At 71.0% G+C, this 13,110-nt stretch carries 12 protein-coding genes and 2 pseudogenes; 8 read left to right on the plus strand and 6 right to left on the minus strand.

Annotation, left to right across the window (positions count from 1 at the left end):
• Positions 1-931: 931 nt before the first annotated feature.
• Positions 932-1,795 (minus strand): LysR substrate-binding domain-containing protein, encoded by an 864-nt coding sequence (locus ABZT06_RS45345; RefSeq protein ID WP_355754592.1) that lies wholly within the window; start codon positions 1,793-1,795, stop codon positions 932-934.
• A 183-nt stretch (positions 1,796-1,978) separates the two neighbouring features.
• Between ABZT06_RS45345 and ABZT06_RS45350 the strand changes: the two genes are divergently transcribed.
• Positions 1,979-3,004 carry a bile acid:sodium symporter family protein gene (locus tag ABZT06_RS45350; RefSeq protein WP_355754650.1) on the plus strand — a complete coding sequence of 342 codons (1,026 nt, stop codon included), beginning with the start codon at positions 1,979-1,981 and terminating at the stop codon, positions 3,002-3,004.
• On the opposite strand, the gene ABZT06_RS45355 is transcribed toward ABZT06_RS45350, so the two are convergent.
• The 3 genes from ABZT06_RS45355 to ABZT06_RS45365 all read right to left on the minus strand — a co-directional run bounded on the left by ABZT06_RS45355 (position 2,940) and on the right by ABZT06_RS45365 (position 7,106).
• On the minus strand, positions 2,940-4,166 hold the full coding sequence (locus ABZT06_RS45355) for a DUF4185 domain-containing protein (RefSeq protein WP_355754595.1): 1,227 nt from the start codon (positions 4,164-4,166) through the stop codon (positions 2,940-2,942). The two genes, ABZT06_RS45350 and ABZT06_RS45355, sit on opposite strands and share 65 nt — an antisense overlap.
• A gap of 11 nt (positions 4,167-4,177) precedes the next feature.
• Complete coding sequence (locus ABZT06_RS45360) at positions 4,178-6,088, minus strand: sialidase family protein (protein ID WP_355754598.1); 1,911 nt, start codon at positions 6,086-6,088, stop codon at positions 4,178-4,180.
• 100 nt (positions 6,089-6,188) lie between these two features.
• Complete coding sequence (locus ABZT06_RS45365) at positions 6,189-7,106, minus strand: zinc-binding dehydrogenase (RefSeq protein ID WP_355754601.1); 918 nt, start codon at positions 7,104-7,106, stop codon at positions 6,189-6,191.
• 88 nt (positions 7,107-7,194) lie between these two features.
• On the opposite strand from ABZT06_RS45365, the gene ABZT06_RS45370 reads away from it, so the two are divergent.
• From ABZT06_RS45370 to ABZT06_RS45380, 3 genes and pseudogenes are all read left to right on the plus strand, one after another.
• On the plus strand, positions 7,195-7,632 hold the full coding sequence (locus tag ABZT06_RS45370; RefSeq protein ID WP_355754603.1) for a MarR family transcriptional regulator: 438 nt from the start codon (positions 7,195-7,197) through the stop codon (positions 7,630-7,632).
• A gap of 19 nt (positions 7,633-7,651) precedes the next feature.
• Positions 7,652-8,176: pseudogene (locus ABZT06_RS45375) on the plus strand (isochorismatase family protein).
• Between the two features lie 46 nt (positions 8,177-8,222).
• On the plus strand, positions 8,223-8,522 hold the full coding sequence (locus tag ABZT06_RS45380; protein ID WP_355754605.1) for a LysR substrate-binding domain-containing protein: 300 nt from the start codon (positions 8,223-8,225) through the stop codon (positions 8,520-8,522).
• On the opposite strand, the gene fdhD is transcribed toward ABZT06_RS45380, so the two are convergent.
• Positions 8,488-9,339 (minus strand): formate dehydrogenase accessory sulfurtransferase FdhD, encoded by an 852-nt coding sequence (gene fdhD / locus ABZT06_RS45385; RefSeq protein WP_355754607.1) that lies wholly within the window; start codon positions 9,337-9,339, stop codon positions 8,488-8,490. The genes ABZT06_RS45380 and fdhD overlap by 35 nt on opposite strands.
• Before the next feature lie 7 nt (positions 9,340-9,346).
• Positions 9,347-9,581, minus strand: a pseudogene (locus ABZT06_RS45390) (hypothetical protein); the annotation flags it as partial.
• Between the two features lie 147 nt (positions 9,582-9,728).
• Here ABZT06_RS45390 and ABZT06_RS45395 point away from each other — a divergent pair.
• The 4 genes from ABZT06_RS45395 (at position 9,729) to ABZT06_RS45410 (ending at position 13,037) form a co-directional block, all read left to right on the plus strand.
• Positions 9,729-11,063, plus strand: coding sequence for an OFA family MFS transporter (locus ABZT06_RS45395; RefSeq protein WP_355754609.1), 1,335 nt, complete (start codon positions 9,729-9,731; stop codon positions 11,061-11,063).
• Complete coding sequence (locus ABZT06_RS45400) at positions 11,029-11,166, plus strand: hypothetical protein (protein WP_167364525.1); 138 nt, start codon at positions 11,029-11,031, stop codon at positions 11,164-11,166. Before ABZT06_RS45395 ends, ABZT06_RS45400 begins: the two co-directional genes overlap by 35 nt.
• Positions 11,167-11,312: 146 nt before the next feature.
• Complete coding sequence (locus tag ABZT06_RS45405) at positions 11,313-12,251, plus strand: beta-ketoacyl-ACP synthase III (RefSeq protein WP_355754612.1); 939 nt, start codon at positions 11,313-11,315, stop codon at positions 12,249-12,251.
• A gap of 108 nt (positions 12,252-12,359) precedes the next feature.
• On the plus strand, positions 12,360-13,037 hold the full coding sequence (locus ABZT06_RS45410) for a GntR family transcriptional regulator (protein WP_355754652.1): 678 nt from the start codon (positions 12,360-12,362) through the stop codon (positions 13,035-13,037).
• The last annotated feature ends 73 nt before the right edge of the window (positions 13,038-13,110 follow it).

Consider the following 13,110-nt stretch of genomic DNA (forward strand, 5'->3'; position numbering starts at 1 on the left):
GCGCTCAGTGAAGCTCCGCACAGCGCCGTGAAAGCTACCCCACCCTGGCATCCGGCGGGAGAGGGGCCGAAACCGAGCGGTGCTCATGTATGGCCAGGTCAGCACCGGAAAATACGCTCACATGGGGAAGGGTCGGACACAAAACTGACGGTTGGGTAAGGTTCTGGACCGTAATCTCCACCGAATCTGTACGACCCGGCTATGGCTCCGGATCATGCAGAAACGGTCAACCTCGGGTTGCCCTCCTCTCTTCCGTCAGCGTCGTCGGCCCGGAATTTGTCACTCCGGGAGGGGGCGGGATCTGTCGGAACCAGGACGAACACGGGTGCCGCCATCGCGCCACCCCGTGCGGCAGGGACGTCAGTACGGTGCCGCCGACAGCGACCTGGACCAGACCCGCCGGGACGCGATCAGGCCCCTGTCGGCCGTGCCGAGCGCTAGGCCGGCCCTGGCGGCGTCGGCCCCCGGGCGTCGATGCGGAGGGCACCGTCGATGCAGTCGGTCTCCGCTGTGGGGGTCGCGGAGGTGAGGGTGGTAGCGGCCCCCTGCGCGGCACGAGGTCCACCCGCCCGAACTCCGGCGGCGTGGGGCGGTGGGGCAGCCGTACCAGCGCCCCGGTGTCGATGCGGCGGTCACCGTCGTTGCAGTCGGTCCCGCCCGGGAGGATCGCGGAGGTGAGGGTGGTGGCGCCTCTTGTGCGCTACGAGGTCCACGCGCCCCAGCTCCGACGGTGTGAGGCGTTTGTGCACCCGGAGCAGCCCCATGGCGTCGATGCGGTGGCGACCGTCGTTGCAGTCGGTCTCCGCTGCGGGGATCGCGGAGGCGAGTGTGTTGGCGGCCTCCTGCGCGGTACGAGGTCCACCCGCCCGAGCTCCGGCGGTGTGAGGCGCTCGGTCACCCGGAACAGCCCTCCTCGGGGCCGACACGGCGGTCACCGTCGATGCAGTCGGTCGCCGCCCGTCAGGATCGCGGAGGCGAGGGCGTCGGCCGCCCCCTGTGCGGCCGTGCGCCGGCGCCCGTGGATCAGTACGAAGTCCACCCGGCCCAGCTCTGGCAGCCCGGACCGGTCGGGCACCCGAACCAGCCCCGGCGGCACCAGGCCCCGGGAGTGCGCCATCACCCCCAGCCCGGCCCGCGCCGCCGCGATCAGGCCGTTCAGGCTCCCGCTGGTGCACACGATCCGCCACTCCCGTCCCTGTCGCTCCAGCGCCTCCAGGGCCAGCGTCCGGGTGATCCCCGGCGGCGGGTAGACGATCAGCGGTACCGGACGGTCCGCGTCCAGGCGAAGCCGCTCCGCCCCGATCCAGACCAGCCGGTCGTGCCAGACCAGTTCACCCCGGGGATCCTCCGGCCGCCGCTTGGCGAGCACGAGGTCCAGCTTCCCGGCGGCCAGCTGCTCGTGCAGCGTGCCCGACAGCTCGACCGTCAGCTCCAGGTCCACCTCGGGATGGTCGTACCGGAAGCTCTCGAGGATCTCCGGCAGCCGGGTGAGCACGAAGTCCTCCGACGCCCCGAACCGCAGCCGCCCCCGCACGCGCGTGCCGGTGAAGAACGCGGTCGCCTGGTCGTGCACCTCCAGGATCCGCCGCGCGAACCCCAGCATCGCCTCGCCGTCCTCCGTCAGCTCCACGGAGTGGGTGTCCCGGGTGAACAGCTGCCGTCCGGCGGCGTCCTCCAGGCGCCGCACGTGCTGGCTCACCGTCGACTGACGCAGCCCGAGCCTGCGGGCGGCCTGCGTGAAGCTCAGGGTCTGCGCCACCGCCAGGAACGTACGCAACTGCGCCGGGTCGTACACACCGCGAGCTTATCGCGGAACGTGATGACAGTCAGAGTGGTATGCGGGATTCCCGATCAAGGGGTGAAGGAGGACGATGGAGGGGGACCCTCCGTCCCGAGGGAGGTGGCCTGCCATGTCCATGTATCACCGTCGAACACGAGCAAGTGGAGCACCGTGAAGCGCCTGAAATGGCCGGCCTGGATGCCGGTCGACCCGTACATCCTGTTGCTGCTCGGCACGGTGGGCCTCGCGGCCCTCGTACCGGCACGCGGGACCTCCGCGGACGTGGCCTCCGGAGCCTCCACGGCGGCGATCGCCTTCCTCTTCTTCCTGTACGGCGCACGCCTCTCCACCCGCGAGGCCCTGGACGGCCTCAAGCACTGGCGACTGCACGTCACGGTCCTCGCCTGCACGTTCGTGATCTTCCCGCTCCTCGGCCTGGCCGCCCGCGGACTCGTCCCGGTCTTCCTGACGGACCCGCTCTACCAGGGCCTGCTCTTCCTCACCCTGGTCCCGTCCACCATCCAGTCGTCGATCGCCTTCACCTCGATCGCCCGCGGCAACGTGCCCGCCGCGATCTGCGCCGGCTCCTTCTCCTCCCTGGTCGGCATCGTCATCACCCCGCTCCTCGCGGCCGCCCTGCTCGGCAACAGCGGCGGGGGATTCTCGGCCGACTCGCTCCTGAAGATCGTGCTCCAGCTGCTGGTGCCGTTCCTCGCGGGGCAGTTGCTGCGCCGCTGGATCGGCGGCTTCGTCACCCGCCACAAGAAGGTCCTCGGCCTCGTCGACCGCGGGTCGATCCTGCTGGTCGTCTACACCGCGTTCAGCGAGGGCATGGTCCAGGGCATCTGGCACCAGGTGAGCCCGCTCAGGCTCGGCGGGCTCATGATCGTCGAGGCCGTCCTGCTCGCCCTGATGCTCGCCCTGACCTGGTACGGCTCCAAGGCGCTCCGCTTCGGCCGCGAGGACCGCATCGCCATCCAGTTCGCGGGCTCCAAGAAGTCCCTGGCCTCCGGACTCCCCATGGCCAGCGTCCTGTTCGGTGCGCACGCCTCGCTCGCCGTGCTGCCGTTGATGCTCTTCCACCAGATGCAGCTGATGGTCTGCGCGGTGATCGCCAAGCGCCGCTCGCACGACCCCGTCCCCGAGGAGACCGGGCAGGTCAGCGCGCCGGGGTCAGCCGCAGCGTCACGAACCGCGGTCGGTACAGCGACACGTTCCGGTTGAGCTGCGCCGAAGCGGCCGCTGTCTCCAACCAGTTGACGTCGTAGCTGAGCACCAGGCGCCCCCCGCCACTGAGTTCGGAGTGCGCCTGCGGGTTGTAGGCGGCGACCTGGCCGGAGGGCAGGGACGGGGTGAAGTCCTTCTCCGGGCCGTGCCACGGTCCGGTGGGGGAGCAGGCCCAGTACGACGTCACCGCCGCGAGCCCCTTCGTCCCCGCGGCCATGGTGAACAGCACGTACGTCCCGCCCTGCCGTACGACGGAGAACGCGCTGCCCACCCCGGTGCGCCGCCCGTCCCCGAGCACCGGACGCGGGCGGGCACCGGTCGTCCAGGCCGAGCCGTCCCAGTACTCCCAGGCGCCCGGCTCCGCGAGAGCACCCGCCGGCACCCGAGCCACGTACGCCGAGGAGGCGGACCGGGACGCGGCCCGGCCGTCGTCGCCGCCGAAGACGTACGTCCACTCGCCGTCCTCGACCAGCGTGGTCCCGAACAGCACCCGCCGGGACGGATCCTTGACGCGCCGCTCGTCGAGGACCTTCGTGACCGACTCGACGCGCAGGTCGGGCAGCGACAGCGTGGCGACCTCGGTGGCCGTCGGGACGCCGTAGATCCAGGGGAACTGCCCGGCGGTGCGCACCCACAGCAGGACCCGGACGACCTGCTCGGGCGAGCCGGGGGAGCGGGGTTCGACGCGGGCCGCGACCGGCCAGCGCCACTGGTTCGGGCCGGGGTCCGGGAAGAGGGGCGCCGGGAGGGTGCTCTCCAGGCGGCCGTCGCGCATCAGCACCGCCGAGTTGCGCACCAGGGGGGCGGTGGTGTCGCGCCAGGTGTACGGCTCGCCGAACGGGTTGGGCGGGCCGTACACCTGGCCGAGGTAGGTATCGGAGAACAGCCACAGCAGCCGCCCGTCGGGCAGCCGAACCGAGTGGGTGCCGTCGCCGCCGGTCCAGTCGTCGGCGCGGCCGGTGTCGTCACCGTAGCGGGCGAACTCGGCGGTGCGGCGGTCGTCCGCCGACCAGGAGCCGACGGTCAGCGGTGTGCAGTCGCCGGCGTCCCGCCCGCCGCCGTCCGGGAGGGCGGTGAGCAGCACGGCTCCGAGCACCAGCGCCAGCAGCAGACCGACGCCGGTGCCGGTGCGCTGTCGTGCTCGTGCGTCCTCGGGCACGGTTCGCGACGTTAGCGGCTGTCGCTCACCCGGTCCATGGGCAGCCACAGGACAGTGCCCCCGGGTGCGGCGTCCGCGCCGGTGATCTCCGCGTCGGCGAGAGCCCGGTTCCAGACCCGGACCTCGTCGATCGCGCCGGTGAAGAAAGCCCGGCCGTCCATGCGCTGCCCGATGTGCACACCGAACGGCGAGTTGCGGCTGACCGAGCCCGGCACGTCCGGTGCGCCGGTCGCCGTACCGTCGACGAAGAGGGTGATCCGTCCGCCGCCCCGGCGCAGGGCCAGGTGATGCCACCGCCCGTCGTTGTACGCACCGTTCGAACCCACCGTCGCCGTCCGCACGCTCGTCGCGCCCTCCCGCACGGTGATCAGCCCCCGCACCCGGCCGCTCGCCGGCTCCCCGCGCAGCCACACCTGGGGCTGGGTGGTGCCGACACCGCCCATCCACAGCAGCGGCTGCTCCCCGGCGGTGGCCGTGTACCGGAACCACAGGGACGCGGTGAAGTCCCCGCTGCCGAGCGGGAGTTCCGCGCGATACGGCAGACGTACGGCGTCGTCGGCGCCGTCGAAGTCCAGGGCGCCGCCGATGACCCCGGTCGTCTCACGGGCGCCGCCGAGCACGGCCGCGGGCGGGGCGAGGGGAGCGAGGTCGGGGGTGGTCGGGTCGGGCTCGCGGCGCGGGGTCAGCCAGTCCTCGGTGAAACGGGCGAAGCGGATCTCGTCGCGCGCGTCGGCGGTCCCGCCCTCGTACAGCAGGCCCACCGTGCCCCCGTCGACCGGAGCCAGGTCGGAGTAGCCGGACCAGTCCCTGGTGACGACCGTGCCGCGGTCGGGGGCGTCCCAGGTGCGGCCGCCGTCGTAGGAGGAGCGGATCGTCATCGTGCGGCGGCGGTCGGGATCCCCCGGGCAGGACAGCAGCACGCGTTCACCGAGGCTGAGCGTCGCGCACTGCACCTGCGGCGCGTACAGGTCCGGGAGGGCCCGGAAGGGGGAGGCGAAGCTGTCGCCGCCGTCGAGGCTGACGGCCTGGGTGCGATGGCCGAGGTCGGTGCCGTCCTGTTCGCGCCCGCTGACGAGGACGGAGCCGTCGGTGCGCTCGGTCGGCGTGATCTCGGAGGGCTTCTGCCGGAAGGTGCCGTCGGCGGCGACCGGCCAGGAGTCGGTGGCGCCGACCCGCCAGTGCTCCCCGCCGTCGTCGCTCACGACGAGCGCCGCGTTGTTCGCGGAGACCCTCCCCCAGCCTCCGGCCGGGGGGACCCCCATCTTGCTGCGCTCGCCCTCCCACGTTTCGGAGTTGATACCGAAGACCAGCCGCCCGGCGGCCGGGCCGTGACTGAGCTGGATGCCGTGCACGGGTCCGGTGGCGTACCAGGAGTTCCGCCGCGGGGACAGGATCTCGTCGCTCAGGTCGCGGGGCGCGGACCAGGTGCGCCCGTCGTCGTCGCTGTACTGCAGGTGTGGGGTGCGGTCGCAGGGCGCCGCGCAACTCCCGCTGTCCGTACGGCCCGTGTTGTACGTCTCGGCCAGCAGGACGCGGCCCTTCCGGCGGTCCACGACCGGCGCCGGGTTGCCGTGGGTGTCGCCCGCGCCCTCGTTGACCACCTGGAGGGGGCCCCAGGTGCGGCCGCCGTCGGTGGACCGCTTGAGGACGATGTCGATGTCGGTGGTGTCCCCGCAGTTGAGGACGCGTCCCTCGGCGAACGCGAGAAGGGTGCCGGCGGTGGTACGGACGATCGCCGGGATACGGAAGCAGGCGTAACCGGGGTCCCGGTCCGCCTTGAAGAGGATCTGCTGCTCGAACCCCGGTGCTGAAGCCGGAGGTTGGGCGTGGGCAGTGCCCGGCAGGGCGAGCGGGGCGAGCACGGCGGCGGTGGCGGAAACGGCGGTAAGGGAGGATCTCAGACGTGCGCGACTCGACGTCACGGGCGCCCTTTCAGTTGTCCGTACATCCGGATATGTGACCTTTTGATCATGGACGGTAGTTCCGCGTCCCGCGCCTCACAAGAACCCCGCGCGTGTCCCGTCACGGATGGAGTACGACCTTCCCGAGGTTGCGCCGCGACGCGATCACCTCGTGCGCCTTCGCCGCCTCCTCCAGGGTGAACTCCCCGTGCACGACGGGCCGAAGGGTGCCGTCCCTGAACATCCGCCACAGCTCCCGTCGCCACCGCTCGTACAACGTGGGCCGCTCGCGGGCGATCCGCGCCATCTGGAAGCCCGTCACGGACTTGGCGCCGACTAGGAGGTCGTACGCCCGGATCGTCCCGCCGCCCGAGCTGTACGCCACCAGCCGTCCGCCAGGGGCCAGGGAGGTGAGTGCCGGGGTGAGCAAGTCGGCGCCGACCGCGTCGAGGACGTAGTCGACGGGGTTGCCCCAACTGTCGTCCGCGTAAAGGGCGATGGCGTCGGCGCCGAGCGAGCGCACGAAGTCCGCCTTGGCCGGGTCGGAGACCGCGCCCACCACCCGTGAGGCGCCCCTCGCCCGCGCGAGCTGCACGGCGAGGTGGCCGACCCCGCTCGCCGCCGCCGTGATCAGCGCCGTCTCTCCCGGCTCGGGACGCGCCGCCTCCAGCGCGCCGAGCGCGACCAGACCACTGCGGACCAGCGCGACCGCGTCGACCGCCGAGGCATCGTCGGGGACGGGGGATGCCATGGCCTCCTGCAGCAGTGCGAAGTCGGCGTAACCGTGGCCGAAGCACAGGCCCGTGACGCGCTCGCCGGGGCGGAAGCGGGTGACTCCGTGGCCGACGGACACCACCTCCCCGGCGAGTTCACCGCCGAGTGGAATCGGTTCTGCGGCTTCGGTCACCTTGCGGACGACCGGGAGGGTGACGCCGACCGCCTCGCAGCGCACGAGGAGCTCACCAGGGCCCGGCTCGGGGACCGGCGCCTCCTCCAGGAACAACGGACCGCCCGTGGACTCGTAACGGACGCGACGCATCGACCGACCTCCCTCGGATTCATTGGTTTTCCCAACGATAGGACGCTGGTCGTTGGGAAGTCCAATGAATAGTGGCTAGGCTGGATGTATGGCCGAAGCACCCCTCCCCGCGATCCGCTCCCTCCCCAGCTGGCTCCTCGGACGCGCCGCGGCCCGCGGCCGGGCACTGGTGGCCGGGGCGCTGGCCGCCGAGGGCATGAAGATGTGGCACCACGTGGTGCTCTCCGCCGTCCGCGACCTCGCCCCCGTCGCCCAGGCCGACCTCGGCCGCGGGGTGCGGCTCGATCCCAAGGACCTGGTCGGCATCCTGAACGACCTCCAGTCCGCCGGCCTCGTCGTCCGCGAACCGGATCCCCGGGACCGCCGCAAGAACGCCGTGTCCCTCACGGAGGAGGGGGAACGGCTGCTGAGACGCTGCGAGAAGCTCGCCCGCGAGGCCAACGACGAGCTGCTGGCCCCGCTCACGACGGCCGAACGCGACCAGCTCATGGGCCTGTTGATCCGGATCTCGGGTACGGAGGGCTGATGCCGGATGACGTTCCGTCCTGACCGGACCCCTCGCGCTCGATCCCGCACGCAGCGCCCTCGTACTCGTCGACCTGATGGACCGGATCGTCGTCCTGCCTCTGGAACCCGCAAGGCACCGAAGTCCTCGCCGCCGCCGAGGAGTTGACGGCCGCCTTCCGTGCGGCCGGAGCTCCCGTCGTGCTCGTGCGCGTCGAACGGCCCGGCGTCGCCGACCGGCCGCCCGGCAGCGGTCTGGTGTCCGGAGTCGCCCGCCACGGCGACACCTAGATCGTGAAGCGGACCATCGGCGTCTTCCAGGGCACGGAACTGGACGGACGCCTTCGTGAACTCGGCGTCACCACTCTGGTGTTCGGCGGGATCGCCACCAACCTCGGCGTCGAGTCCACTGCCCGCGCGCCCTCGACCTCGGTCACGTCCTCGTCTTCGTCGAGGACGTCATGGCCGCCTTCACCGCCGCCGAGCACGAAGCCTCGACACGGCTCGACTTCCCGCGCCCGGGCACGGTGGTGACGGCGGATCAAATGCGAGGCGTGGCGGGCTAGATGTTGACCGGAGTCGCGGGCTGAATGCACGGACGTCCTTGCCGATTTGGAGGGCGAGCCCCGGCTGCGGTACGCCGATTCCGGCCCGGACGACGTCCCGATCCGCACCATCGAGGAGAAGTTCGAGCGTGTGGAGGCCGGACAGGGGATCACCCTGGTACCCGAGTCCGTCGCCCAGCAGTACTCACGGCCGGACATCAGCTACGTGCCGGTTTCGGACGCGGAGCCGGACCAGGTGTTCCTGGCCTGGCGGGCGAGCCGGAGATCACCGCTCGTCGAAGCGTTCGTCGAGGCCCTCGCCGAGGAGCCGGTCAGCTCTGGGCCGCCGTGGCGGCTGTCAGGGTGAGGCGGTGTTCTCCCGCGTACACGTTCATGGAGTGGCCGCGCAGGAAGCCGATGAGGGTGAGGCCGGTCTCGGTGGCGAGGTCGACGGCGAGGGAGGAGGGCGCGGAGACGGCGGCGAGGACCGGGATGCCCGCCATGACGGCTTTTTGTGCCAGTTCGAAGGACGCGCGGCCGGAGACCAGCAGGATCACGCGGGAGAGGGGCAGGTTGCCTTGTTGGAGGGCGCGGCCGATGAGCTTGTCGACGGCGTTGTGGCGGCCGACGTCTTCGCGTATGTCGAGGAGTTCGCCGTCCGGGGTGAAGAGGGCGGCGGCGTGCAGGCCCCCGGTCCGGTCGAAGACCCGTTGAGCTGCGCGGAGCCGGTCGGGGAGGCTCGCGAGCAGGTCGGGGTCGATACGGACCGGGGGAGCGTCGTCGATGGGCCAGCGGGTTGTCGTGCGCACGGCGTCGAGGCTGGCCTTGCCGCACAGGCCGCAGGAGGAGGTGGTGTAGACGTTGCGCTCGAGGGTGATGTCGGGGATGGCCACGTCGGGGGCGGTGGTGACGTCGACGACGTTGTAGGTGTTGGAGCCGTCGACGGTGGCGCCGGCGCAGTAGACGATGTTCTGCAGGTCGCTGTGCCGGGCCAGCACCCCTTCACTGACGAGGAAGCCGGCGGCGAGGGCGAAGTCGTCGCCGGGCGTGCGCATGGTGATGGCGAGGGGTTTGCCGTTGAGGCGGATCTCCAGGGGTTCCTCGGCGACCAGGGTGTCCGGGCGGGACGAGATGGCCCCGTCGCGGATGCGGATGACCTTGCGTCGTTCCGTGACTCGTCCCATATGTGTCTCAGTCCCGGTTCTGTACGTGCTGGTAGCCGAAACGGCCCTTGCTGCGGAGGCTGCCGTCGGGCCCTCACGATCTCATTGTCCTGCACATGGAGCGTGAGGCCGCAGCCCGCTCCGCAGGGCGTTCCCACGTCGCCGGTGCCGGTGCGGGTCTGTGACCTCCCGTCCCAGGTACCCACCGCCCGTATGTCGAACTCCGACCCGAGCGATGTCGACGGAATATTGTCTACAGTGTGATCGGCGGGGCCGCAAGAGGGAGTGGGGCTCGACCCGCTCTGGAAACGGGACGGTTCGACCGTTCGTCGCGTCCGGGATACCGCTCATCGCATACGGTCGACGCGCCGCCTTTTCAACTCGCTTGTTTGTTCCTACCGTCCGGGATCATGAGTCCCCCTGTCGCGCCCCCGGGCTGGAGCCGCTGGCTCGTCCCCCCGGCCGCCCTCTCGGTCCATCTCTCCATCGGACAGGCATACGCCTGGTCCGTGTTCAAGCCGCCGCTCGAATCCGCGCTCGGTCTCAGCGGCACGCAGAGCGCACTGCCTTTCCAGCTCGGCATCGTGATGCTCGGCCTGTCCGCCGCGTTCGGCGGCACGCTGGTGGAGCGCAACGGGCCGCGCTGGGCGATGACGGTGGCGCTGATCTGCTTCTCGTCCGGCTTCCTGCTCTCCGCGCTGGGGGCGGCCACCGAGCAGTACTGGCTGATCGTCCTCGGCTACGGCTTCGTCGGCGGCATAGGTCTGGGCATCGGCTACATCTCGCCGGTCTCCACCCTGATCAAGTGGTTCCCCGACCGGCCCGGCATGGCCACCGGTATCGCCATCATGGGCTTCGGCGGCGGCGCGCTCATCGCCTCGCCCTGGTCGGCGCAGATGCTGGAGTCCTTCGGCTCGGACAGCTCCGGCATCGCGCTCGCGTTCCTCGTGCACGGGCTGTCGTACGCCGTCTTCATGCTTCTGGGCGTCCTGCTGGTGCGCGTGCCGCGCAGCGAGAAGCCGGTCGAGACCGCGCCCAGCGCCTTCGACGGCCCGCAGGTTTCGGCGCGCAACGCGGTGCGCACCCCCCAGTTCTGGTGTCTGTGGGTCGTGCTCTGCATGAACGTGACCGCGGGCATCGGCATTCTGGAGAAGGCCGCCCCGATGATCACGGACTTCTTCAAGGGCACCTCGACCCCGGTCTCGGTGTCGGCCGCGGCCGGGTTCGTCGCGCTGCTGTCGGCCGCCAACATGGCGGGCCGCATCGGCTGGTCGTCGACGTCCGACCTGATCGGACGGAAGAACATCTACCGCGTCTACCTGGGCGTGGGCGCGGTGATGTACGGGCTCATCGCCCTGTTCGGCGACTCCTCCAAGCCGCTGTTCGTCCTGTGCGCGCTGGTCATCCTGTCCTTCTACGGCGGCGGCTTCGCGACGATCCCCGCCTACCTGAAGGACCTCTTCGGGACCTACCAGGTCGGCGCCATCCACGGCCGGCTGCTCACCGCCTGGTCCACGGCCGGCGTCCTCGGGCCGCTGATCGTGAACTGGATCGCCGACCGGCAGGAGGACGCGGGCAAGAGCGGGTCCGACCTCTACGGCCTCTCCTTCATGATCATGATCGGGCTGCTCGCCGTCGGTTTCGTCGCCAACGAGCTGGTCCGCCCGGTCAGCACCCGTCACCACATTCCCGCACCGAGGGAGGCCGCCGATGTCACAGCCCGACAGCAGCCAGAGTCCGCCTGACCGGCGTCCGCTGATCGCCCTGGCCTGGGTGTGGGTGGGCGCGCCGCTCGCCTACGGGCTCTACGAGCTCGTACAGAAGGCCACGCAGTTGTTCACCAAGTAACCGTTCGGCAGGTGTTCGGGCGTCCGAGGGGGTGAGGGAAGCCGACAACTCGGGCGCCCGTTTCCTGTGGCCTTACGTGCCCGCGTACCCGTGAGTCACTGATCAGACTGGAGGATCCCTACCCAAGGCAACGAGGGGGACCCTCCATGAACGGCTCGCGGATCGCCGCAGTCGGCCACTACCAGCCCGCCAAAGTACTCACCAACGAGGAGCTGACGGGCCTGGTCGACACCAGTGACGAGTGGATCAGGTCCCGGGTGGGGATCCGGACCCGCCACATCGCCGGTCCCGACGAGCCGGTCGACGAGCTCGCCTCGCACGCCGCCGCCAAGGCGCTGGCCGCGGCCGGGCTCGCTCCCGCCGACATCGACCTGGTCCTGGTCGCCACCTCGACCGCCGTCGACCGGTCCCCGAACATGGCCGCCCGCGTCGCCGCCCGGCTCGGCATCCCCTCACCCGCCGCGATGGACGTCAACGTGGTGTGCGCCGGCTTCACCCACGCGCTGGCCACCGCCGACCACACCGTCCGGGCCGGTGCGGCGACCCGGGCGCTGGTGATCGGCGCCGACAAGATGTCCGCGGTGACCGACTGGAGCGACCGCACGACCTGTGTGCTGGTCGGCGACGGGGCGGGCGCGGCGGTCGTGGAGGGGGCCGAGGTGCCCGGCATCTCGCCCGTGCTGTGGGGATCGGTGCCCGAGATGGGGCACGCCGTGCGGATCGAGGGCGAGCCGGCGCGGTTCGCGCAGGAGGGGCAGAGCGTCTACCGCTGGGCGACCACGAAGCTTCCGGCGCTGGCCCGGCAGGCCTGCGAGCGCGCAGGGCTCACCCCCGAGGACCTCGCCGCGGTCGTACTCCACCAGGCGAACCTGCGGATCATCGAACCGCTCGCGCAGAAGATCGGCGCGGTCAACGCCGTGGTGGCCCGCGATGTGACGGAGTCCGGCAACACCTCGGCGGCCAGCATCCCGCTCGCGTTCTCCAAGCTGGTCGAGCGGGGCGAGATCTCGACCGGCGACCCGGTGCTGCTGTTCGGGTTCGGCGGGAACCTGTCCTACGCCGGTCAGGTCGTCCGCTGTCCGTGACGTGGAGGATGTGACCAGGTCGACGCGCGGTTTACCTGTTCCCCTGACGCCGTAGACTGTAGACAAAACGCAATGGACATGTCCGCCTGCCGAGGAGGGGGACCGCGAATGTTGTCGACAGGTCTGCCGCAGGGAGCCGTGCCGAAGCTGGAACGTCCCGGTCCACTGCGTGATCGCGTGTACGAGGCGCTGCTGGAGCTCATCACGACGCGTGCGCTTCAGCCGGGTCAGCATCTTGTCGAGAGTGAGTTGGCGGGTCATCTGGGGGTGTCGCGGCAGCCGGTGCGTGAGGCTTTGCAGCGGTTGAACACGGAGGGGTGGGTGGATCTGCGGCCTGCGCAGGGTGCGTTCGTGCACGAGCCGACCGATGAGGAGGCCGATCAACTCCTGACGGTACGGACGCTGTTGGAGGCCGAGGCGGCTCGGCTGGCGGCCGCGAACGCGGGCAGTGCCGGTATTGCCGTGCTGGAGGAGTTGTGTGCGCAGGGTGAGAGCGCGGTCGCCGCGGACGATGTGGACGCTGCGGTCGCCCTGAACGCCCGTTTCCACGCGAAGGTCATGGAGTTGGCGGGTAACGCGGTCCTTGCCGAGTTGGCGGGGCAGGTGGATCGCCGGGTGCGCTGGTATTACACGCCGATCGCCCGGCAGCGCGGCAGTCAGTCCTGGATCGAGCACCGTGAACTGATCGCCGCGATCGCCGGCCGGGATCAGGGGCGGGCCACCGCGTTGATGCGGGGCCACACCGAGCACACGCGGACGTCGTATCACGCGCGGCTGCGGGGGTAGTCAGGTCGTCCAGGAGTGCGGCCGGCAGGCTTGGGTGCGCGGCCCGCACGGTCTCGGGCCGGTTCAGATCTCG

This window comes from Streptomyces sp. NPDC005483 (assembly GCF_040606035.1).
Classification (GTDB): domain Bacteria; phylum Actinomycetota; class Actinomycetes; order Streptomycetales; family Streptomycetaceae; genus Streptomyces.

Coding starts and splice junctions, on each gene's coding strand:
- ABZT06_RS45350 (WP_355754650.1), top strand. CDS start 1,979: ATGCCGGTCGACCCGTACATCCTGTTGCTGCTCGGCACGGTGGGCCTC.
- ABZT06_RS45365 (WP_355754601.1), bottom strand. CDS start 7,106: ATGCGTCGCGTCCGTTACGAGTCCACGGGCGGTCCGTTGTTCCTGGAG.
- ABZT06_RS45370 (WP_355754603.1), top strand. CDS start 7,195: ATGGCCGAAGCACCCCTCCCCGCGATCCGCTCCCTCCCCAGCTGGCTC.
- fdhD (WP_355754607.1), bottom strand. CDS start 9,339: ATGGGACGAGTCACGGAACGACGCAAGGTCATCCGCATCCGCGACGGG.
- ABZT06_RS45395 (WP_355754609.1), top strand. CDS start 9,729: ATGAGTCCCCCTGTCGCGCCCCCGGGCTGGAGCCGCTGGCTCGTCCCC.
- ABZT06_RS45400 (WP_167364525.1), top strand. CDS start 11,029: ATGTCACAGCCCGACAGCAGCCAGAGTCCGCCTGACCGGCGTCCGCTG.
- ABZT06_RS45405 (WP_355754612.1), top strand. CDS start 11,313: ATGAACGGCTCGCGGATCGCCGCAGTCGGCCACTACCAGCCCGCCAAA.
- ABZT06_RS45410 (WP_355754652.1), top strand. CDS start 12,360: ATGTTGTCGACAGGTCTGCCGCAGGGAGCCGTGCCGAAGCTGGAACGT.